The organism is Pueribacillus sp. YX66 (assembly GCF_041725775.1).
Taxonomy (GTDB): domain Bacteria; phylum Bacillota; class Bacilli; order Bacillales; family UBA6769; genus Pueribacillus.
On the sequence record NZ_JBEUEL010000016.1, the window covers coordinates 23,657 to 44,948 of the forward strand.

22 protein-coding genes are annotated in these 21,292 nt (G+C 38.9%); 1 reads left to right on the forward strand and 21 read right to left on the reverse strand.

Annotation, left to right across the window (positions count from 1 at the left end; translation table 11 throughout):
- Positions 1–74 precede the first annotated feature (74 nt).
- The 18 genes from mfd to metG all read right to left on the reverse strand — a co-directional run bounded on the left by mfd (position 75) and on the right by metG (position 18,577).
- Complete coding sequence (gene mfd / locus ABU914_RS08800) at positions 75–3,608, reverse strand: transcription-repair coupling factor (RefSeq protein ID WP_379669369.1); 3,534 nt, start codon at positions 3,606–3,608, stop codon at positions 75–77.
- Between the two features lie 141 nt (positions 3,609–3,749).
- Positions 3,750–3,980 (reverse strand): anti-sigma-F factor Fin, encoded by a 231-nt coding sequence (gene fin / locus ABU914_RS08805; protein ID WP_379669406.1) that lies wholly within the window; start codon positions 3,978–3,980, stop codon positions 3,750–3,752.
- A gap of 80 nt (positions 3,981–4,060) precedes the next feature.
- On the reverse strand, positions 4,061–4,627 hold the full coding sequence (gene pth / locus ABU914_RS08810) for an aminoacyl-tRNA hydrolase (protein ID WP_379669370.1): 567 nt from the start codon (positions 4,625–4,627) through the stop codon (positions 4,061–4,063).
- Between the two features lie 152 nt (positions 4,628–4,779).
- Positions 4,780–5,400 (reverse strand): 50S ribosomal protein L25/general stress protein Ctc, encoded by a 621-nt coding sequence (locus ABU914_RS08815; protein ID WP_379669371.1) that lies wholly within the window; start codon positions 5,398–5,400, stop codon positions 4,780–4,782.
- A gap of 68 nt (positions 5,401–5,468) precedes the next feature.
- The gene (locus ABU914_RS08820) at positions 5,469–6,419 is read right to left on the reverse strand and encodes a ribose-phosphate diphosphokinase (protein WP_379669372.1); all 951 of its coding nucleotides are present in this window, start codon (positions 6,417–6,419) and stop codon (positions 5,469–5,471) included.
- A 3-nt stretch (positions 6,420–6,422) separates the two neighbouring features.
- Complete coding sequence (gene glmU / locus ABU914_RS08825) at positions 6,423–7,802, reverse strand: bifunctional UDP-N-acetylglucosamine diphosphorylase/glucosamine-1-phosphate N-acetyltransferase GlmU (RefSeq protein ID WP_379669373.1); 1,380 nt, start codon at positions 7,800–7,802, stop codon at positions 6,423–6,425.
- A gap of 363 nt (positions 7,803–8,165) precedes the next feature.
- On the reverse strand, positions 8,166–8,456 hold the full coding sequence (gene spoVG, locus ABU914_RS08830) for a septation regulator SpoVG (RefSeq protein WP_379669374.1): 291 nt from the start codon (positions 8,454–8,456) through the stop codon (positions 8,166–8,168).
- 137 nt (positions 8,457–8,593) lie between these two features.
- A complete protein-coding gene (locus ABU914_RS08835) occupies positions 8,594–8,968 on the reverse strand; it encodes a RidA family protein (RefSeq protein ID WP_379669375.1) in 375 nt (124 codons plus the stop codon).
- Positions 8,969–8,982: 14 nt separating this feature from the next.
- A complete protein-coding gene (purR, locus tag ABU914_RS08840) occupies positions 8,983–9,816 on the reverse strand; it encodes a pur operon repressor (protein WP_379669376.1) in 834 nt (277 codons plus the stop codon).
- A 55-nt stretch (positions 9,817–9,871) separates the two neighbouring features.
- On the reverse strand, positions 9,872–10,738 hold the full coding sequence (ispE, locus tag ABU914_RS08845; RefSeq protein ID WP_379669377.1) for a 4-(cytidine 5'-diphospho)-2-C-methyl-D-erythritol kinase: 867 nt from the start codon (positions 10,736–10,738) through the stop codon (positions 9,872–9,874).
- A gap of 137 nt (positions 10,739–10,875) precedes the next feature.
- Positions 10,876–11,055, reverse strand: coding sequence for a small, acid-soluble spore protein, alpha/beta type (locus ABU914_RS08850; RefSeq protein ID WP_379669378.1), 180 nt, complete (start codon positions 11,053–11,055; stop codon positions 10,876–10,878).
- Between the two features lie 196 nt (positions 11,056–11,251).
- The gene (veg, locus tag ABU914_RS08855; protein ID WP_379669379.1) at positions 11,252–11,518 is read right to left on the reverse strand and encodes a biofilm formation stimulator Veg; all 267 of its coding nucleotides are present in this window, start codon (positions 11,516–11,518) and stop codon (positions 11,252–11,254) included.
- Positions 11,519–11,677: 159 nt separating this feature from the next.
- Positions 11,678–12,586: a sporulation peptidase YabG gene (yabG, locus tag ABU914_RS08860; RefSeq protein ID WP_379669380.1), complete on the reverse strand. Its 909-nt coding sequence runs from the start codon at positions 12,584–12,586 to the stop codon at positions 11,678–11,680.
- Positions 12,587–12,659: 73 nt separating this feature from the next.
- Positions 12,660–13,532 (reverse strand): 16S rRNA (adenine(1518)-N(6)/adenine(1519)-N(6))-dimethyltransferase RsmA, encoded by an 873-nt coding sequence (gene rsmA / locus ABU914_RS08865; RefSeq protein ID WP_379669381.1) that lies wholly within the window; start codon positions 13,530–13,532, stop codon positions 12,660–12,662.
- The gene (gene rnmV / locus ABU914_RS08870) at positions 13,525–14,085 is read right to left on the reverse strand and encodes a ribonuclease M5 (RefSeq protein WP_379669382.1); all 561 of its coding nucleotides are present in this window, start codon (positions 14,083–14,085) and stop codon (positions 13,525–13,527) included. The genes rsmA and rnmV overlap by 8 nt, the downstream gene beginning before the upstream one ends.
- Before the next feature lie 145 nt (positions 14,086–14,230).
- Positions 14,231–15,430 (reverse strand): resuscitation-promoting factor, encoded by a 1,200-nt coding sequence (locus ABU914_RS08875; RefSeq protein ID WP_379669383.1) that lies wholly within the window; start codon positions 15,428–15,430, stop codon positions 14,231–14,233.
- Between the two features lie 213 nt (positions 15,431–15,643).
- Positions 15,644–16,411: a TatD family hydrolase gene (locus ABU914_RS08880; RefSeq protein WP_379669384.1), complete on the reverse strand. Its 768-nt coding sequence runs from the start codon at positions 16,409–16,411 to the stop codon at positions 15,644–15,646.
- Positions 16,412–16,633: 222 nt separating this feature from the next.
- Positions 16,634–18,577: a methionine--tRNA ligase gene (metG, locus tag ABU914_RS08885; RefSeq protein ID WP_379669385.1), complete on the reverse strand. Its 1,944-nt coding sequence runs from the start codon at positions 18,575–18,577 to the stop codon at positions 16,634–16,636.
- A 465-nt stretch (positions 18,578–19,042) separates the two neighbouring features.
- On the opposite strand from metG, the gene ABU914_RS08890 reads away from it, so the two are divergent.
- Positions 19,043–19,324 carry a transition state genes transcriptional regulator AbrB gene (locus tag ABU914_RS08890; RefSeq protein ID WP_379669386.1) on the forward strand — a complete coding sequence of 94 codons (282 nt, stop codon included), beginning with the start codon at positions 19,043–19,045 and terminating at the stop codon, positions 19,322–19,324.
- Between the two features lie 97 nt (positions 19,325–19,421).
- Here the strand turns inward: ABU914_RS08890 and rsmI are convergent, their stop codons facing one another.
- Genes rsmI through ABU914_RS08905 form a run of 3 tightly spaced genes read right to left on the reverse strand, consistent with a single transcriptional unit; the run spans position 19,422 to position 21,257 of the window.
- Positions 19,422–20,273, reverse strand: a complete 852-nt coding sequence (gene rsmI, locus ABU914_RS08895) for a 16S rRNA (cytidine(1402)-2'-O)-methyltransferase (RefSeq protein ID WP_379669387.1) — start codon at positions 20,271–20,273, stop codon at positions 19,422–19,424.
- Entirely contained in the window at positions 20,270–20,530 is a 261-nt protein-coding gene (locus ABU914_RS08900) for a GIY-YIG nuclease family protein (RefSeq protein WP_379669388.1), read from the reverse strand. The genes rsmI and ABU914_RS08900 overlap by 4 nt, the downstream gene beginning before the upstream one ends.
- The gene (locus ABU914_RS08905; RefSeq protein WP_379669389.1) at positions 20,520–21,257 is read right to left on the reverse strand and encodes a tRNA1(Val) (adenine(37)-N6)-methyltransferase; all 738 of its coding nucleotides are present in this window, start codon (positions 21,255–21,257) and stop codon (positions 20,520–20,522) included. Before ABU914_RS08905 ends, ABU914_RS08900 begins: the two co-directional genes overlap by 11 nt.
- Positions 21,258–21,292: the final 35 nt, after the last annotated feature.

The following is a 21,292-nucleotide window of genomic DNA, read 5'->3' on the forward strand; positions in this document are numbered from 1 at the left end:
CGCATTCGTTGTCTTATTCATAAAACTGCTTGAATTGTAAATGTTTTATCTTTGTAACCGTACTGTAAATCATTTCATGCACTCGTTTTTTCTGCTTTTTTAGCTGCCATTAATTTTTGCAAAAGCGTGAGTATCAAGTCACAAGCTGTTCGATCACTTTCACCTTTTGCACGTAAAACGATCTTTACTTGGTTACCAACTGTTCCTAAATGGATACGGCGGTCGACACTGCTAATAATTTGAAACAATTTTGTATTGTCGATGACGTCAGCCGCTTTTTCTGAAAACAATAAAACAAATTCACGATTATTTTCTTTAATCGATTCAATTTTCAAATCTGTCGCTCTACTTTTCATTCGTGAAATCGCGAGTAAAAGGGCAACCTCATCTGGGTAATCTCCGAACCGATCAATTAATTCATCTTCTAAATCTTGAATATCCTTATCTGTTTCAAGCGCACGAAAACGTTTGTACATATCAATTTTTTGATATTCGTCACTAATGTAAGCAGATGGGATGTAAGCATCCATCTGTAAGTCAATTTCAACCGTGAACGGCTGCTCTATTTCTTTCACACCTTTGCGCTCCTCAATGGCTTCCTTTAACATTTGTGAGTAGAGATCAAAGCCGACAGAGTCAATAAATCCATGTTGCTCCGCTCCTAATAAATTTCCTGCTCCACGGATCGATAAATCACGCATCGCAATTTTAAACCCAGAGCCAAGCTCCGTAAATTCTTTAATCGCTTGTAGCCTTTTTTCAGCAACTTCTGATAGCAATTTATCACGCTGATACGTAAAATACGCGTAAGCAACACGATTGGAACGACCGACTCGGCCTCGTAACTGATACAGCTGGGACAGCCCCATTTTATCCGCACCATAGACAATTAATGTATTTACATTCGGTATGTCGACGCCTGTTTCAATAATCGTCGTGCTTACAAGAACATCATATTGCCCATCAAGAAAATCAAGCATGACATTTTCAAGTTCACCTTCTGTCATCTGTCCATGAGCAAAGGCAACCCTCGCCTCGGGGACGAGCATTCTAATTTGTTCTGTCATCCGTTCAATCGTTTCAACACGATTGTATAGAAAATAGACTTGGCCATTTCGAGCTAATTCCCGTTCGATTGCTTCGCGAATAAGCGTTGCATTGTATTCAACAACGTACGTCTGCACAGGGAAACGATTTTCTGGCGGTGTCTCAATAACAGACAGATCACGAACACCGAGTAACGACATATGAAGTGTTCGTGGGATTGGCGTTGCCGTTAAAGTGAGCACATCGATATTCGCTTTCATTTGTTTAATTTTTTCTTTATGCTTCACACCGAATCGTTGTTCTTCATCGACGACGAGCAAACCTAAATCAAGAAATGTAATATCTTTTGAAAGGAGGCGATGTGTTCCAACTACAACATCAATCGTGCCATTTTTTAAGCCTTTGATCGTCTCCGTTTGCTGCTTTCTCGTACGGAATCGACTCAGTACAGCGATGTTAATCGGATGTTCACTGAACCGTTCGCGCATCGTTTCATAATGTTGTTGAGCAAGAATCGTCGTTGGCACGAGAATGGCAACTTGCTTTCCAGACATAATCGCTTTAAACACTGCTCGTAACGCCACTTCCGTTTTTCCATATCCTACATCTCCACAAAGGAGACGATCCATTGGGCGTACTTTTTCCATATCCGCTTTAATCTCTTCAATCGCTCGCAGTTGGTCAGCAGTCTCTTCATAAGGAAACGAAGCTTCAAACTCGCGCTGTTCTTCTCCATCCTTTTCAAATTGTACACCTTTGCTCGCTTCACGTTCTGCATACAGTTTTATGAGATCGTCTGCAATATCTTCAACAGACGATTGAACACGTTTTTTCGTCCGTTTCCAATCGCTGCCACCTAACGAATGAACTTTTGGTACTTTAGCTTCCGAGCCTACATACTTTTGGATTTGATCAATTTGGTCGACTGGCACATAAAGTGTATCATTGCCCGCATATTTTACGTGCAAATAATCTTTATGAACGCCATTAATTTCAAGCGTTTCAATGCCTAAATATTTTCCGATCCCGTGATTTACATGTACAATGTAATCGCCAACGTTCAACTCAGAATAACTTTTTATCCGCTCGGCATTTGACATTTTTTCTCTGCGTCTTTGCTTGCGAACGTTTTTACTAAAAATTTCTTCCTCTGTTACGACGGCTAACCGTTCAATAGGCAATTCAAACCCAGTTGCAAGCGGCAACGTTAAAATTTGTACAACACCACTGATAAGCGGGGTCGTACCGTCCGCACGCTGCACTTCAATTTTATAATCATTCATAATCCGCTCAATCCGCTTTGCCCGCTCTTCATCCGCCGCTAAAAAAGCAATCGCATAATTTGCTTTCTTCCAACGCTCAATTTCAGTTTTTAAAACATTCATTTGCCCGTGAAACTGCTGCATGGACTTACTGTTTGCATTAACAACATTTTCAGGGTTCGTATGCGGAATATGCCGTAAAAATAAAGTGAGATGAACTTTCTGTTGTGTTCGCGGTTGAAAAAGTGCATCAAAGGACCAAGACATTGTCAAATCGGTAACCGTTTCACCTTGTTCGAGCAAAGTCGTTTGCCATTCCGCCTCTTCTTTATCTAATTGTTGCGATACTTCTTGAACACGGCTCGTTTCATCAAAAATAACGATACCATCGTTCGGAAAATAATCTAATAAACTTTCAGGCTTTTGGAAAAATAGCGAAATGTATTTATAGATTCCTTGAAAAACCTCTTGATTGTTAAGCTTTTCTAATTCAAAACCGATCTGTTCATCGATTTTTTCTTTTACGCTTTTGTTTTTTACATGTTGCAACGTATGTTTAAGTTTTGATTGTAATTGTTCTATTCCATATTCGAAGTTTTCAGGAAAAAGTGGCACTTCCGAAGCTGGTCCGACCGTAACAAATTCAACCTTTTTATCAGAGCGCTGGCTTTCCACATCAAAAAAACGGATCGAATCTATTTCTGTATCGAATAGTTCGATTCGAATCGGTTGCTCTTCTGTTAACGGATATACATCGATAATTCCTCCGCGCATGCTAAATTCCCCCGGTGTCGAAACCATCGGGGTTCTCGAATAGCCACTAGCAATAAGCTTATGCAATAACGCTTCGATATCAATATTTTCGCCTACACGTAAATGGACAAGCATTTTCTCCCAAGTCGATTTAGGTGCAATCATTCGCTTTAAACCTGCGATTGGGGAAACGACGATGCCTCTCGGATTGTTTACCCATTGAAGTAGCACTTGCAAACGTTGTGCTTTTAACTCTGGGCTTGCGATTGCAATTTCTGACGAAATTAAATCATTGACTGGATACAAATATACATGTTCGCTACCAACCAACTCTACTAGATCTTCATAGACATTTTGTGCTTGAAATAAATTATGTGTAACGACAAGCTGTGGTCGCTTTGTACGCTCATATAACGTTGCTACGAACAATGTACGAGCTGAGCCTGTCAATCCTGCGATTAATTGCTCTTTTAAACCGGCTTCGACACCGTTGATGACTGAGCCAATTTCATTTCCACTTTGAAAATAGTGTCGTAATGCCAACACGAATCGTTTTCCCCCTTATCAATAGCGGCATGTCTAGCCCACCTTTTCTATCGGGTGGGCAAACCGAAATTACTTTATCACGTATCAACCGTCCTTAAACCCAGACAGCTAACGTGTGTAAGAAACCTGACAAATCTCGCTTTATTGAATAAATGAATCAAGTTGATGAAATAATGGATTTCTATCTAATGCTTCTTGACAAGTCTCGCAAATAGCTTTTACGATAATATCACCGTTTTGGTCATATTCAATCATCTCAAGTCGCTCTTCATTCGTCAACGCCTGAAATCCAAGCTCACGTTCTTCAACTTCAACGGCATCAATTGTGCCAATCCGTTGACTACAATGACGACATGTATAATGAATCGCCACCATTGACAACCTCCTCTGTCTCAACATGAATCCTTATTTTAGTATGGACAGAGGTTCACTCATCTATACAGCGAGATTCCTTACGATTGGTTAAACTCATTCATCACTTCTGAAAATGGGGTCGTAATCCATTTTTCACAAGCTTTTGCTGCTTTTTCAATCGATGCATCAATGACAGGCCTTTCGTCAGGTAGAAAGCGAGCTAACACATAATCAACGACTTGCATACGTGGATGCGAAGGACGTCCAATTCCGAAGCGAAGTCGTTTAAATTGCTCACTTCCTACATGGTATATGATTGACTTCATCCCATTATGTCCGCCTGCACTGCCCTTTTGCCGAAGTCTTAACTTTCCAGGAGCGATATCAAGATCATCATAAATGACAAGCATGTTATCAATCGCAATATCGTAGTAATCGAGTAGCGGACGAACTGCTTCACCTGACAAATTCATATACGTTTGCGGCTTACATAATATTACTTTCTTACCTTCGATGTTATCGATTCCATACTCCGCTTTGAATTTCCGTTTGTCTAATGGGATAGCAAGTTGATTAGCTAACTGATCAATAACTTTAAATCCGATGTTATGGCGCGTGTCAGCGTATTTCTCACCGGGATTTCCTAATCCTACTATTAATTTCATCATGCACATCCTTTCTACCTTCATCGAAGGAAAGTTACCAACCTTATTAGCGATTCGTGCGTCTACCAATCGTTATCTGTCCAACAAGATCAAATGATTCATGTAAAAAAAGGCGTAACCCCAAGGTTACGCCTCAATTTCAACAGACGCTATTACTCTTCGCTATTTTCTTCTCCCTCTTCAACAGCTTCTTCAGCCGGAGCTTCATCCGTTGTCTCAGGCTCTTCTTCGCTCGGAGCTAGTACAGAAACGATCACTTCTTCATCATCATTTAAAATCGTGTAGTCAGCTCCGTCTTTCAAGTCACTAACAGCAATCGAATCACCAATATTTAAATCATCTAACGATACTTCGATGCTCGCAGGTAAATTTGCAGGTAATGCCCGAATGTTAAGGGTGTAAAGTGAATGTTGGACGATTCCGCCCTCTTTTTCACCTGGCGCCTTGCCTACAAGTTGAACAGGAATTTCGGCATCAACTTCAACATTCATATCCACTTTCAAAAAGTCTGCATGTACGACATGATTTTTAATCGGGTCAATTTGCAAATCATATACCATAACTGGATGTGTTTCATTTTGGAGTTCCAATGAAATGACTCCACTTCTTCCAACTTCACGGTATACTTTTGAAAAAACTTTCTCTTCAACGGAAATCGGTTGGTTTTCAACGTCATCTCCGTATAAAACAGCTGGGATAAACCCATCTCTCCTCAATTTATTAAGAACTGACTTTTTCGTTTCACGATTCTCAGCTTTTAATACAGCTGCCATAACTTTTCATCCCTTTCTATCATTTACGAAAAATACTTGATCGTTATTAGTCTATACGATTTTCAAAATTAATCAAATAACGTACTGACAGATTGTCTTTCATACACGCGAATAATCGCTTCACTAAGCAATGGTGCAATCGATAATTGAGTGATTTTGTCAATTTTCTTTTCTTCAGGAAGTGTAATCGTGTTTGTGACGACAAGTTCTTTTATCGTTGAATGATCGATTCGTTCAATCGCAGGCCCCGATAAAACAGGGTGTGTACAGCAAGCATATACTTCCTTTGCTCCTCTTTCAACTAATGCATCTGCTGCTAGTGTAATCGTACCTGCAGTATCGATAATATCATCGATAATGATCGCTGTTTTTCCTTCAATATCACCGATAATATTCATTACTTCTGCAACGTTCGGGCGCGGTCTACGCTTGTCGATAATCGCGATTGGGGTTTTCAGGCGATCAGCTAATCTTCTCGCTCTCGTTACACCCCCGTGATCTGGTGATACAACGACAACATCAGAAAGCTCTTTTTCTTTAAAGTAGCTCGCTAAAATGGGTACAGCAATAAGCTGATCGACAGGAATATCAAAAAAACCTTGAATTTGCGGTGCGTGCAAGTCAATGGCAATGACACGTGTCGCACCTGCGGTTTCTAGCAAATTCGCTACAAGCTTAGCTGTAATCGGTTCACGAGCCCTTGCTTTTCGATCTTGCCTTGCATAGCCGTAATAAGGCACAACGATGTTAATCGTCGCAGCTGACGCTCGTTTTAATGCATCGATCATAATTAATAGTTCCATCAAATGCTCGTTAACAGGTTCAGATGTCGATTGAATGACGAACACGTCACTTCCACGAATGCTTTCTTCAATGTTAATTTGAATTTCTCCATCACTAAATCGGGAAACCGATGATTTTCCGAGCTCGACACCAATATGATTTACAATTTCATTCGCTAACCCCCGATTTGAGTTTAACGAAAATACTTTCAAATTAGAGTTGAGGTAACCAGACATGCTTCAACTTTTCCCTTCGTTGTTGTTTTGTTTCACATAGTTTTCTTTGTTTATTTGTCTTGAGCGAGCAATCGATAATGCTTGTTCAGGGACATCATCAGTAATCGTAGACCCTGCTGCAACATAGGCCCGTTCACCAACTGTCACTGGCGCGACTAAATTACTGTTACAGCCGATAAATGCGCCATCCTTAATGATCGTTTTAAACTTGTTCTCTCCATCATAATTCACTGTAATTGTACCGCATCCAATATTGACATCTTTCCCAATTTCAGCATCTCCAATATAACTCAAGTGAGAAGCTTTCGCTCTGTCAGCGAGGGTCGATTTTTTTACTTCGACAAAGTTGCCAATTTTAATTTGATTGCCGAGTACGGATTGTGGACGAATATGTGCAAACGGACCGATCGTAACTTCATCTCCAATTACACTTTCGGTTACGACCGATTGTTTAATCACCGTTCTATTACCGACTTTGCTATCTAACAGTTCTGTGTTCGGTCCAATCTTACATTCACTTCCGATATAAACGAGCCCGTTTAGTTGACAACCCGGGTAAATCACGGTATCCTGTCCAATTTCAACGTCAGGCGAAATATACGTATGAGCTGGGTCAATTATGGTAACTCCATTTCGCATATGCTTCTCGTTAATTCTCTTTCTCATCACCGCTTCCGCTTGTGCGAGAGCCACACGGTCATTCACACCGATCGTTTCCTCAAAATTTTCAGTTTGATAAGCGGCAACAACATCATTTTGTTTTTGCAAAATTTCAATGACATCTGGAAGATAATATTCGCCTTGCGCATTGTTGTTGTTTACTTTTTTTAACGCTGAAAATAAGCTTTCATTATCAAAACAATACGTTCCAGTATTGATTTCTTGAATTTGTTTTTCAGCTGCTGTAGCATCTTTTTCTTCAACAATCCGTTGGACGTTGCTACTAGCATCACGAATAATCCGTCCATAGCCTGTTGGATTGTCCGCTTTTGCAGTTAAGATCGTTGCTTTCGCATTCATCTGTTTATGGTGTTCTATAAGCTGTTCCATTGTTTCTTTCGTAATTAAAGGAGTATCACCACAAACGACAAGTGTTACACCCTTTTTCTGTTCTAGTTGCTCACGAGCTTGCATGACAGCGTGAGCTGTCCCTAGTTGTTCCGACTGCAGTGCATACGAAACGGAAGAACCGATAACTTCCTTCACTTTATGGGCGCCGTGACCAACAATTGTCACAATTTCGGCCACATTCAACTGTTTCACTTCGTTTACAATATGCATCAGCATCGGCTTGCCACAGACAGGATGTAACACTTTATATAACTTTGACTTCATTCTCGTCCCTTGTCCAGCGGCTAAAATGACCGCATAACGATTTTTCATAAATGTATCGTTACCTCCAAAATGACCGATTTCCTACTATACGAATATATCTTAAAAAAACACCTTTTTCAAGGTAAGTCATTTGCCATTCAAGAGCTAAGAATTTATCTTTATCTAAGAAGTGTTTAAAGATAGAATCTTTCTTAAGTATAACTTGCGCCGAAGCAAATAGGTAGTCACAGGTACGCGATTGCTATAAGTACTTTACCCCATCAAAAATAGCTAGACAGAACAGAATTTTTCCATAACTTACTTGCAACAAAAGGCAAAAGGCATTTGTTATGAAAGTGGGTCCTAAAAATGAAAAAGAACCTAACTTTAGCGATTAGGTTCTGTGTTTATTCTCGTTTTAGCTGTTTTTCTCTACGAAGCACCCGCTTCCTCAAGTGATTCTTCTGATTCGTTTGCACGCTCGTACTCAGCTAAAACAGCAGATTGAATCTTCTCTCTCGTGCTTGATGTAATCGGATGAGCGATGTCACGGAACTCCCCGTCCGGCGTGCGCTTGCTAGGCATTGCTACGAAAAGTCCGTTATTCCCGTCAATGACACGTATGTCATGAACGACAAACTCTCGATCAAGCGTGATTGAAGCGATTGCTTTCATCCTGCCCTCAGTATTCACGTGACGTAATCTTACATCTGTAATTTCCATTTGAAATCTCCCACCTTTTTTAAGCAAAATTAAGAGTTTAATACAATATTCTACAAGGTGGAAAAAATTCCTTCTTTTAATTGCAAAAATGTTAAAAATAATTTTTTTATTCAAAAAAAATGTACATGTGCTATCAATTAATTTATGAATGCGATGACATCTATTTCAATCAATGCGTCTTTCGGAAGTCTTGCTGCTTCAACACATGATCTAGCTGGCTTATGCTCCGTGAAATACGTCCCATAAATGTCATTCACAACAGGAAAATCGTCCATATCCTTTAAGTAGACAGTCGCTTTCACTACATTTTCTAATGACGAACCTGCGGCTTCTAAAACAGCTTTCAAATTTGCAAATACTTGATGTGTCTGTTTTTTAACATCATTTTCAACCATGTCACCTTCAGGTGTTAATGCGATTTGCCCTGAACTAAAAAACAAGTTATCGATGACAATGCCCTGAGAATAGGGACCGATAGCAGCAGGTGCTTGATTCGTTTTGATTTTCCGCATAGTTTTCCCTCACTTTATAAAAATTTTTGCTCACATTCTAAATAATTCCCAGATACGATTTGAATTTGCTTCTCTCTTTCATTAACGTGTGACAACTTTAACACCGAAACATATTTTTCTACGAGTCGTTCTTCTGTCTCTTCTGATTCAACTAAAACTCCAATTCCAGCAAGCCTTGATTGAAATTCTTCGAGTAAGTTAATCATTCCATTAATTGTTCCGCCAGCTTTCATAAAATCATCCACAATTAATACGTTCGCACCTGCATTTAAACTTCTACGTGCCAATGTCATCGTCTGAATCCGTTTAGAAGAGCCGGAAACATAGTTAATGCTAACCGTTGATCCTTCTGTTACACGATTATCACTTCTTACAACGACAACAGGAACATTTAAATGAGATGCAACAGCATAGGCGAGTGGGATTCCTTTCGTCGCAATTGTCATGACAACGTCGATCTCATGATCTGAAAAAATGGAAGCAAATAAACGCCCAATTTGATTCACATATTTTGGATTGCCAAGTATATCTGTCATATACAAATATCCACCAGGTAAAATTCGTTCAGGAACAGCAAGTAGTTTCTTAAGCTCAGTTTCTACACTTTCCGCTTCCTGTTGTCCCATTTTTGAAATAAATTTTACTCCACCGGCAGCACCTGAAACTGTTACAATTGTTCCTATCCCTTGCTGCTCAAATTGTTCCTTTATAATTGACAAATCTTCACTAATGGAAGATTTCGCAGATTGGTAACGCTCAGAAAAAAACGTTAAAGGCACGAGATGATGAGGGTGTTGAAGCAAAAAATGGGTCATATCAACTAAACGCCCACTACGCCTTATTTTCATGTTACACCTCCAAAACCCGAATGTTTTACTCATAATATATCATTTTCATACGGATTTATTCAACTATGTTTTTACCCAACAGTCGTACAGCATACACATTTTTGCAAAAGCCACGCAGCCCATTTACAATTCGTCTCATTTTCGTATCATATTGAGTCAATCCGAATACAGTCGGTCCGCTTCCACTCATTAAAACACCATCGGCACCGAGTTGTTTCATCTTTTCTTTTATTTTTGCAACTTTAGGATAAAGCTTTAACGTTACATCTTCCAATGAGTTTCCAAGCTTATGACACATGTCTTTATAATTTTGAGTTTCGATCGCTTGAATCATCGCTTCTACATTAGGATGAAAGCACGTTGACACATCGATTTGCTCATAAATATCTGCTGTTGAAACACCGATTGAAGGTTTTGCCAAAATAACCCAAGCGGGTGCTGGCGAAGAGATCGGCTTAACGATTTCACCTCGTCCCGTAGCAACGGCCGTTCCCCCATAGACACAAAATGCAACGTCCGAGCCAATTTCAGCTCCAATGGTGGCTAATTCATCGAGTGACAAGCCTAATTGCCACAGTTCATTTAATCCTCTTAACGCGGCTGCACAATCACTGCTGCCTCCCGCGAGGCCAGCTGCAACCGGAATTTTTTTAGAAATTTCAATTTTACAGCCTTGCTTTATTGCAAACCGCTCTTTTAATAACGCAGCTGCTTTATAAGCAAGATTTCGTTTGTCGTTAGGAATAATCCCGCTCGTTGATTCAATTTGAATCCGATCCGATTCTAACAGAGTAATACGAAGATGGTCAGCCAAGTCAATTGTTGTCATGACCATTTTTACTTCATGGTAACCGTCATTACGTTTATGTAAAACGTCTAAAGCTAAATTGATCTTCGCTGGTGCTTTTACGGTTATTTTCACACTTAGTCACCTACTTCTATGTTCCTGACAAAATTATAGTATAAAGGAAAGTGAACGCATAGCGCAAAAAACCGAAGCCGTTGGGGCGGCTCCGGTTTCATTACAAAGGCACATAAACGTTTCATGGCAATGAATGGTTATTTACGGTTATTCCCAAGCTGCTCTTCGGCCATTTGTATCGCGCGTTTAACCATGTTCCCCGCATCGCGAGCACGAATGCCCCCCCAGCCTTCTTTTTGAACCGTATCGTAAAAGCCTAATTCTTTTGCAATCTCTTCTTTTAGGCGGTCTGACATAACGCCACCTTTTCTTGCCATACCGTTCATCCCCTTTCAGCCCTTGCAAAAGCATGAGGAATGCTCCTCGATTTTAGTATAACGTATGAACGAAGAAGTATAGCTAGATAGTTTAGCCTTCTTTGTTTATTTTAGGAAAAACAGAGACTGTGGCGGCGTTCTAAAACAGCTACACCATTTGTGACTAAACAAATAAAAAAGCAGTGGACTGTGAAGTCTACTGCCCCGATACAGCTGATTTATTCTGCTCGTCATTGAAAGTTAATTCAACCGTCTCCGTCAAGACATCTGTGTAGCTATAAGATACCCGTTCAAACGAATTCGTATCTTGATCTAGTTTTATTATAAATACAGATGGAAATGTTTCTTCAAGGATACCTGATCTTTCAATCGTCTTTCGTCGACCGCCGTTTGCTTTTAATCGCAACGGCTCTCCGATACGAGCCTCTAAGGCTTCTTTGATCTCAACTATCGTTTTACCCATTAGACACACCCACCTCACTTAATCACATTTTAACATAGAATGTTGATTTTTGTCAAACGAATTTAAATAAAATTAAATTATATCAGTGTTTCAATTTTGTTGTCAATCAATATTTTTCACAGTTTTGAGTAAAATATGTATAAAGATGAAAAGTATTCGTTATTTTGCACCGTCTTCATTCTCTTCTTTACTAAAGTTGTTAATTCCAGACCCTGATTGAATTGGCATGCCTGTACGCAACAAACCTCTTGTTTCGACACCGCCTAATCCACCTTCATTTGAAAGTGTATTTCTTAAAACATCCGAGACGTGTACACGATCCATAAATGAAGTAAAGCAAATTTTCGAAACGATATATACAGGATCAAGTGCGTGAATATTTACACGTGCAGGGGAACTTGCAAAATTTGCACCCGCTTTAATTAACGATTCAAAATGAGATTGACAAGCACCAGCAAAAATGACAAGTTGATCAAGATGATGGCTTTTTGCACGTACTTCTTTCACTGTGCGCACAAAATGTTTTGAATGCCGATATGCATGTAAATCTTTTTTTTCCCCTTTGCTTTTTAAATACGCATCATGCCCTGTTATTACTAATACATCAGGTCGTACTTGTTCGATTAACTTTGGCACACGTTTTGGCATGTCCACTTCAGGCATATGGACACCGACAACGGGAACATTTACTTTTTTATACAGTGTTAGACATTTTTCCAAATAACGATTGTCGCCATCAACATGTAGCACTTTACCTGGCATTTCGAAATAACGATCCGTTTGCTTATACCCGCTTGACGTGACGTATTCACGCTTTTGCTTTAACAGCTTATAATCTTGGCGAAAAAGCCGAAATGAGCGATCCACTTTTTCTTTTATTGCATGGCGTAATTTATCTTTTTCAGATTCTGACATTAAAACTAAATCAGAAAGTGGGGCATCAGCAAAAAGCCGTACTTCTTCTCCGATCAATTCAGCAGTTTGTAGCTGTTCATCGATTTTATAAACTTGAAATAAAATGTCACATTGATATGACTTTCTTGCGACGATCATCCCTTCACGAATCATCCCATTCCCCCCTGATATACTAGCCTCTACTACTATATGCCGGGAATAGGAAAAAATGATGAGCGCATAGCCGTTACAGTCGCTTTTTAATCGCATCGCTTAAAGCTGCAAATTCTTGAATAGAAAGTGTTTCTCCTCGCCTTTTCGGATCAATACCTAATTCAACGAGTATTTTTTCAATCAATTCCTTTGACAAGGAATGCGATAAATTTTTCGCTATATTGTTTACGAGCGTTTTTCTGCGCTGTGCAAAAGCAGCACGAACAACGTCAAAAAACAATGATTCGTCAATGACTTGTACAGGTTTCTTTTCATGAAGGGTTAACGAGATTACTGCTGATTCAACGTTCGGTCTCGGTATAAATACAGTGTTCGGTACAATAAAACTTGTTTCTACATGTGCGAAATATTGAACTGCGATTGATAACGAACCGTAATCTTTGGAATTCGGTTTTGCAGAAATCCTTTCGGCAACTTCTTTTTGAATCATGCAAACGATACCTCGAATTGGCAAATGATTTTCAAGAAGTTTCATTAAAATTGGCGTTGTCACGTAATACGGTAAGTTTGCAACGATCATTACATCTTGTCCAGGTTCAAAATGTTCGTTCACCGTTGCATGAAGATCGGCTTTCAATATATCCGAATGAATAATCGTAACATTTTGCTCCTTAGCAAGCGTTTCCTCCAAAATGGGTAGAAGCCGCTCATCAATTTCAAACGCAACAACTTTTTCCGCATGCTGAGCAAGTCTTTCTGTTAAAGCGCCGAACCCTGGACCAATCTCAATGACACCTGTTGCTTTCGTAATTTTTGCCGTTACCACTATTTTTTCCAAAATGTTCCTATCAACTAAAAAGTTTTGACCAAGGCTTTTTTTAAATGAAAAACCATGTTTCTGAAGCATCTCTTTCGTTCGTTGCAATGAGGCAATCTCTTTAGTCATCCGCTTCAACCTCTTTCATTCTTCGTACAGCCGATTCAAACTCTTGCGGTGTAATTTGAAACGCATTCAGTCGTTTATACAGTTGCTTTGCATTCATATAGCCAATGTTTAAAATGTTGCCTAACTGTTCACGACGTCTCCGTGCGTTCTCACCACCGACGAAATTGAAGTCAACGAGCGTTTGCCAATGAATTTGCTGTTGAGCGATCTCGTTTTCTTCCCGAACGTGAGAAAGTGCATGTCGAATAGCTTCAATGGAAGCGTGCTCAACACCAAGTCCTTTCCCAGATTTTGCCTTCGCCTCATTTTTTATAAGAAAAGCATGTTTCACACCAGGTACATAAGCTTGAATCGTTTTTCGGATTTTTTCACCAGGAAAATCTGGATCTGTAAATACAATGACACCGCGTCTCGCATGGGCAATTTTTATTTGATTTAACGTATCTTTACTTAGTTCTGAGCCATTTGTTTCAATCGTATCTGCTTCAACCGCTAATTTTATTTTAGCTGTGTCATTTTTGCCTTCCACGACAATAATTTCATTTATTTTCATTATTTCCTCCAATACTTAACAGTTTTTGTTAATTAGGCTTTACGAAATACCCGTTCGTCGAATATACTAGAGATGTGAAGATTCATTTTCATTATAAACATCCACGAATTGAAAAACACAGGGATGATATCTCCCTGTGCTTACATTAGTTTAAAATTTTCACTTTTACCGTTTTACTTCCCCAAGCATATGCTTTTGATTTTGATGAGAAGAATACATCAATTTTATTACCGCGGATGGCTCCACCTGTATCTCCAGCAATTGCATACCCATAACCATCAACATGGACTTTCGTTCCGAGTGGAATGACATTTGGGTCAACTGCAATCACTTTTGTGTTAGGGTTCTTTTTTAAATTGATTCCCGTTGCGGTAACTCCGGAACATCCTGAACAGTCTGCGGTATATGCTGTGCTCTTCATAAATATTGTTTTTCCACCGGATGGAGCAGGCTTGCTACGAGAAACATTTTTGACTACTTGTTTAGTACCGACTGCTACAATGCGGTCTTTACTATCTTTTATCTTTTCTTCTTTTTGGAGTGTGCGCTTGACTTCCTTGCCATTTTCAAGCGTCACTTCAAATTCTTTTTTAAGTTTTCCTTTTTCACCCGCTTGAATAACTTTTTCTTTTCCTTTTTCTAAAGAATTATCTTTTTTTGTCGTCGTTTTATAATCAATTTCTTCTTCAACGACATCTGTTTTCTTTTCTACACGGATAACGTTAACAACCGTCTCATTTGTTAATTGTTCATCTTCACTCGGTTCAACGCGGTCGAGTTTATTCAGTTCAATCTCTTGTTCTTCTAACAACTCTGCAACTGTTTTTGACGTCGTCATCACTTTTTCTTCTTCGCCACCAACGACAAGTGAGATTTCGAGTGCATTTTTAACAATAATATTCATATTATCTTTAATCTTTTCCGTTAATGCTGGTTTGATTTCACTATATTCATCAACAATAATTCGTTGTTTTGATAGTAATTCTTCAACTGTCGATTCCGTCGTCCAAATCTTTTCTTGTTCACCGTCTATATTCAATGTCACTTGTTTCGCTGGCTTCCAAATGATTTTCATTCCATTTTTTACTTCCGTATCAAGCCCAGGCTGTACATAGTCATGTTTTTCATTTATGTCTACATTCTCTTGTTCTAGTACATCTTTAACTGTCGTTTCATGTGACTTCACTTCAATCTCTTCACCATCGAGAGATAGAGTTAATTCTGTTTTCGTAGTTTCATAAACAGAAAATCCAGTGATAATACTAAGAACACCGACACTCAATAAAATCATTACAAGTTTCTTTCCTTTGAGCAGTCGAGAATATATACTCCCGTTTGCTTCCATCATCATCCTCCTAATAACGTGATTCTTACTCAACTTTTTTGCCTTTTTATCCCTCCTAACGAGCGTGCTGCCAATAAACTATTGTTCATTATGCCGTTAATAGACTTGGAAAAAAAGGAAAACCTTCCGACAATGTTTGATTGTACTTTGTTGAGATTTGTTGAATGTCTATTTTTTTACGAGGAATCGTGCTTACTTTGATAAACTTTGTCATCAAGTTATGCGAAATAATCGTTTTGCGTTATCGGACGTTTTATTTGCAATTTCTGTATACTCTCTATCTTTTAGGACTGCAATTTGTTCAGCAATATATTTTACATATGCTGGTTCATTCCGTTTCCCACGCAATGGGTGCGGAGCTAAATACGGACAGTCTGTTTCGATAAGCATATGTTCTAGTGGTACATCACGGGCAACTTGCTGCAATGCTTTTGCATTTTTAAATGTGACAGGCCCACCAAACGAGATGAAAAAATTTAAATCGATACACGCTTTCGCATCGTCAAAACTACTACTAAAACAATGCATTACTCCACCAACCTCATCAGCCCGCTCTTGTTTTAAAATTTCGATGACATCTTCAGTTGCGTTCCGATTATGAATGACAATTGGCAAGTTTACTTTTTTAGCTAATTGAATTTGTTTCCGAAAAACTTCTTTTTGAACGTCTTTCGGTGACTTATCCCAATGATAGTCAAGCCCAGTCTCACCAATTGCAACAACTTTACGATGAGCGGCAAGCTGTTCAATCCGACGTAAATCATCTTCGGTCATATCAATCGCATCAACAGGATGCCAACCGACAACAGCGTAAAGAAAGTCATACCTTTCAACTAACGATATTGCCCGCTTCATCGTTTTCGTATCAAATCCTACAACAATCATGTTCGATACGCCTGCTTGCTGTGCTCGTGCAATGACAGCTTCAACATCATCTTCAAATTGATCAGCGTTTAAATGAGTGTGTGTATCAAAGAGCATATAACTCTCCTTTCATTACCTGTTATAGATTATCAAATGAAATGAGTAAATACGAATTCAAGACGGTTTCATTTTGATTACATTTCGGTTACATTCAAAAAAGCCTGTCATATCAACGGTTTGCAATTTCTATTTTTTTCCTTTTTATTGTAGTTTTCCAATTTTTGTGTGGAAAATGCAAAAAAACAGCCATCTATGTTTGGCTGTTTTTGTTCCATTCATTTATTTTAACATTGTCCCACTTTCCAATTGAGGAACTTCAACGACTTGAAGCTTTCCATCTTGTTCACCAGCTAATATCATTCCTTCCGATTTTTCACCGCGTAATGTAACTGGCTTTAAATTCGTCACACAAACGACTTTTTTTCCAACGAGCTCTTCAGGTGTATAATATTTTGCAATGCCGGAGACGACTTGACGCTTTTCCCCTCCGACATTAAGCTGTAACTTAAGCAGTTTATCTGCTTTTTTCACTCGTTCTACCGCTAGTACTTCAGCAACTTTTAATTCGACTTTGTTAAAATCATCAATTGTAATCTCATCGGATTGCTCTTTTATCGCTTCATCTTTTTGCACTGATGTTCCTTGCATTTTCGACAAAATGTAATCTACTTCTTCTTTGACATCGAGCCGCGGGAAAATAGGATCACTTTTTTGTACGGTTGTTCCACTAACAGCTTTTCCAAAGTCAGTTAAACTTTCCCAAGATAATGCTTTCTTATCATCAAGACCGAGTTGAGTTGCGATTTTTTGCGGTGTTTCCGTCATAAATGGCTGCAAAAGCACTGCGATATGACGAAGAGACTCCGCTAAGTGAACCATAACTGAAGCAAGTTCTTCTTTTCGTTGTTCGTCTTTTACAAGCTTCCAAGGTTCTGTTTCATCAATATATTTATTCGTACGACTAACTAACTTCCATATCGATGATAAGGCTACAGAAAACTCCATTTTATCAAATGCGCTTTCAACATTCGCTCTCGTTTTGTTTGCTAAATCGGTTATACTTTTATCAAACGCTGTTACAGGTCCAACGTACGAAGGAATCGTTCCACCGAAATATTTGTCAATCATGGCGATAGTTCGATTTAACAAGTTGCCTAAATCATTCGCAAGATCATGATTTAAACGGTCAACGAAGCTTTCAGGTGTAAATACTCCATCCGATCCGAATGGGACTTCACGAAGCAAGTAATATCGAAGTGCATCAAGTCCATAACGATCGATTAATGTTACCGGATCGACGACATTTCCTTTTGACTTTGACATTTTTCCATCTTTCATAAGTAGCCAACCGTGTGCAAACACTTGCTTCGGTAATGGCAAATCGAGAGCCATTAACATAATTGGCCAATAAATTGTATGAAAGCGGACGATTTCTTTTCCGACTAAGTGAACGTTCGCCGGCCAGTAGTGCTCATACTTTTTTTCATCATCTGAACCCCAACCGAGCGCTGTAATATAATTCGTTAACGCATCAATCCAAACATACACGACATGCTTCGGATCATTCGGAACTGGAATGCCCCATTGAAATGACGTTCGTGAAACGGCAAGATCTTCTAAACCGGGCTTAATAAAGTTGTTAATCATTTCTTTTTTCCGTGATTCTGGCTGAATAAAATCAGGATTTTCTTCATAGTATTTTAGAAGTCGATCAGCATATTTACTCATTTTAAAAAAGTAAGATTCCTCTTTTACCTTTTCAACAGAGCGACCACAATCAGGACACATCCCATCATCATTCAGCTGTGTTTCCGTATAGAACGATTCACACGGTGTACAATACCAACCTTCATATTCCCCTAAATAGATGTCTCCTTGTTTGACGAGCTGGTTAAAAATTTTTTGCACGGCTTGCTTATGTCGGTCTTCCGTCGTACGAATAAAATCATCATATGAAATATCAAGTTTCTCCCAAAGCTTTTTAATATGCGTAACGATTTCATCAACATATTCTTTCGGAGAAACACCTTCCTCTTCGGCTTTTTGTTGAATTTTTTGCCCGTGTTCATCAGTCCCTGTTAAATACATGACATCAAAACCTTTTAATCGCTTATATCTCGCTAATGCGTCACCAGCAACAGTTGTGTATGCATGTCCAATATGCAGTTTTCCACTTGGATAATAAATTGGGGTTGTAATATAAAACGTTTTTTCACTTTGCATATTGCTAGTCCTCCTTAAAATTTATAGACCGATTGAAAAAGCCCCCGCCCTTATGGACGAGAGCCGAAAAATTGTTTCAGCTATCGTTACATGTTACAGTATATACATCTTGTCAGATGATGAACATGTACGATTTCAACAAATACACTCAATACATTTCAGGGCATACTTCCCAACTATTTTTATATACACTCTTCACAAAAATATACCGAAAAAACCTTGACGATGTCAAGCAATCACACAAGTGAGACTTACATCAATATTGAGGTTTTTACAGATCGTCTGTGAGATGATCAAGTTTTAACCCTTCTTCTTAACGTTATTACATGAAAGTAAACGGGTTGGAAAAAATAGTCTAAAAGAAATACATTTTTTCCGTAAATTTGTAATTGACTGTTTTGGAAACTACTGGTACTATTGGAAAAGACAGAAATATGTCGAATCACGACAAACGGAGGGGTTAGCTTGAAGTCAACAGGTATTGTACGAAAAGTAGACGAGCTAGGTCGTGTCGTAATTCCGATTGAGTTACGCCGTACGCTTGGAATCGAAGAAAAGGATGCGTTAGAAATTTACGTCGAAGACGATTGCATCATTTTGAGAAAATTCAAATCTTCGATGACATGCCATGTAACTGGAGAAGTTTCGGATGATAACCTAGTTCTAGCTGACGGTAAACTTGTCTTGAGCAAAAATGTTGCTGAACAAATTATAAAAGAGCTTCAAACGTCATTTGAAAAAGTCTAAAGCAAAAAAGCCAGGTTTTCATCATACGTTTACGTTGATGAAAACCTGGCTTTTTTTATTATTACGAGCAACCGCACTTTAGGTTTTCAAAATGGATTTAACGAGAATGATATGTTTGATATACGTCACGTTTCGACATTCCTCTGTCTTGTGCAACTCGTTTAACCGCTTCTTTCACAAAGCAATTCTTTCTCTCAATATAATGTTCCACATGCTCTATCACAGTTAATCTGTGCCACCATTCAACACATTCGGCTACGATCTCATCTGAATTTCCTGCAACAACGATACAAAATTCTCCACGAATATCTCGTTCCATTGTCCATTCAATCAATTCATCTAGTGTACCTCGTACAAATTCTTCATATCGTTTCGTAAGCTCTCTCGCAAGAACCGCTTTTCGTTCACCAAACACTTTAAGGAGCGAGTGCAACGTTTCTTTCAATCGATGAGGGGCTTCATAAAAAATGAGCGGAGCTCGAATTGCGATGAGACTCTCCAATTCCCTTTGTTTTTCTTTTTTCGTTCGCGGCAAAAAACCGTAAAAATAAAAATGTTTTTCAAACAATCCTGAAGCAATTAAAGCAGTTATAGCTGCATTTGCCCCAGGAAGTGGGACAACATCTATTTGTTCTTGGATGCACATTGCGACTAAGTCACTTCCTGGATCAGAAATTGCTGGTGTCCCTGCATCTGACACGAGTGCGATCGTTTTTCCGTTATGAAGCTGTTCAATAAGACGAATTCCTTGTTTTTCTTTATTATGCTCATGATAACTAACGAGTGGTGTCGAAATCTTAAAGTGACGACACAATTTTAAGGTCACCCGTGTGTCCTCTGCAGCAATCAGATCCACTTGCCGTAACGTCTCTACTGAACGAAACGTCATATCATTTAAGTTTCCAATCGGTGTCGGCACAAGGTAGAGACAACTAGCTTCCTTATTCATACATTTTTCCCTTCTTCTATCAATTGTAGCTTACACGCTCGATCCATTGATTTAATCCGATGCTCCGCTTTTAAGGCATCACTTTTCGAAAGGCACGTCTCAGTATAGACAACCGTAAATGGACCTCTCCCTCGTGTATATTTCGCACCTTTACCAGAACGATGTGCTTCCAAGCGTTTTTCTAAATCGTTTGTCATTCCCGTATACAAACTTCCGTCCCCACACTGTAACATATAGACAATATAATTACCGTTCATATAATATCGCCTTCATTTCATCTGTATATTCATTGTTATCTTTGTAAACGACAAGCGGAGACAATACGTTAACATCCGATTTTCCACCTTTAGTTCCTTCAATAAGAACGATATTCGCATCCAAACCACGCTTAGGATAAACAAACTGAATTCGCTTCGGTTCAAGTTTATATTTCTTCATAAGTTCAATTATTTCAACGAGCCGTTTTGGACGATGAACGAACGCTCCTTTTCCTCCTTGCTTTAACAGTTTGCTCATCGTTCGCACCGTATCTTCTAACGTGCAATAAATTTCATGTCTCGCACCGGCAATCAGATCATTTTGTTTTACATCTTTCTCATTCGATACTTTAAAATACGGAGGGTTACACGTGACCACGTCGTACGATCCATTTAAAAACGCTGGTGAAAGCCGATTAATATCTTGACAGATGACATCAATTTTATCCTCCAATTGATTCAATCGAATGCTTCGTTCCGCCATATCGCACAGTTTTTCTTGAATTTCAATTGCTGTAATTTGACCTTTTGTTCGTTCACTAAGTAACAACGGAATAACACCATTTCCTGAACAAAGATCGACCAACTTACCTTTCCGAATCGGAACATGTACGAACTTAGCTAACAGGACCGCATCAAGCGAAAACGAAAACATCTCGTTTGCTTGAATAATTTTCAAATCTTTTTTCCCAATATAATCCAACCGTTCATTTACAAAGAGTTCCATCCGTTTCTCTCCTGTCGGTTCCTTAAAAATATCTA

Coding starts and splice junctions, on each gene's coding strand:
- pth (WP_379669370.1), bottom strand. CDS start 4,627: ATGAAATTAATAGTAGGATTAGGAAATCCCGGTGAGAAATACGCTGAC.
- ABU914_RS08815 (WP_379669371.1), bottom strand. CDS start 5,400: ATGGCAGCTGTATTAAAAGCTGAGAATCGTGAAACGAAAAAGTCAGTT.
- ABU914_RS08820 (WP_379669372.1), bottom strand. CDS start 6,419: ATGTCTGGTTACCTCAACTCTAATTTGAAAGTATTTTCGTTAAACTCA.
- glmU (WP_379669373.1), bottom strand. CDS start 7,802: ATGAAAAATCGTTATGCGGTCATTTTAGCCGCTGGACAAGGGACGAGA.
- spoVG (WP_379669374.1), bottom strand. CDS start 8,456: ATGGAAATTACAGATGTAAGATTACGTCACGTGAATACTGAGGGCAGG.
- ABU914_RS08835 (WP_379669375.1), bottom strand. CDS start 8,968: ATGCGGAAAATCAAAACGAATCAAGCACCTGCTGCTATCGGTCCCTAT.
- purR (WP_379669376.1), bottom strand. CDS start 9,816: ATGAAAATAAGGCGTAGTGGGCGTTTAGTTGATATGACCCATTTTTTG.
- ABU914_RS08850 (WP_379669378.1), bottom strand. CDS start 11,055: ATGGCAAGAAAAGGTGGCGTTATGTCAGACCGCCTAAAAGAAGAGATT.
- veg (WP_379669379.1), bottom strand. CDS start 11,518: ATGGGTAAAACGATAGTTGAGATCAAAGAAGCCTTAGAGGCTCGTATC.
- yabG (WP_379669380.1), bottom strand. CDS start 12,586: ATGATTCGTGAAGGGATGATCGTCGCAAGAAAGTCATATCAATGTGAC.
- rsmA (WP_379669381.1), bottom strand. CDS start 13,532: ATGACTAAAGAGATTGCCTCATTGCAACGAACGAAAGAGATGCTTCAG.
- rnmV (WP_379669382.1), bottom strand. CDS start 14,085: ATGAAAATAAATGAAATTATTGTCGTGGAAGGCAAAAATGACACAGCT.
- ABU914_RS08875 (WP_379669383.1), bottom strand. CDS start 15,430: ATGGAAGCAAACGGGAGTATATATTCTCGACTGCTCAAAGGAAAGAAA.
- ABU914_RS08880 (WP_379669384.1), bottom strand. CDS start 16,411: ATGCTCTTTGATACACACACTCATTTAAACGCTGATCAATTTGAAGAT.
- metG (WP_379669385.1), bottom strand. CDS start 18,577: ATGCAAAGTGAAAAAACGTTTTATATTACAACCCCAATTTATTATCCA.
- rsmI (WP_379669387.1), bottom strand. CDS start 20,273: ATGAATAAGGAAGCTAGTTGTCTCTACCTTGTGCCGACACCGATTGGA.
- ABU914_RS08900 (WP_379669388.1), bottom strand. CDS start 20,530: ATGAACGGTAATTATATTGTCTATATGTTACAGTGTGGGGACGGAAGT.
- ABU914_RS08905 (WP_379669389.1), bottom strand. CDS start 21,257: ATGGAACTCTTTGTAAATGAACGGTTGGATTATATTGGGAAAAAAGAT.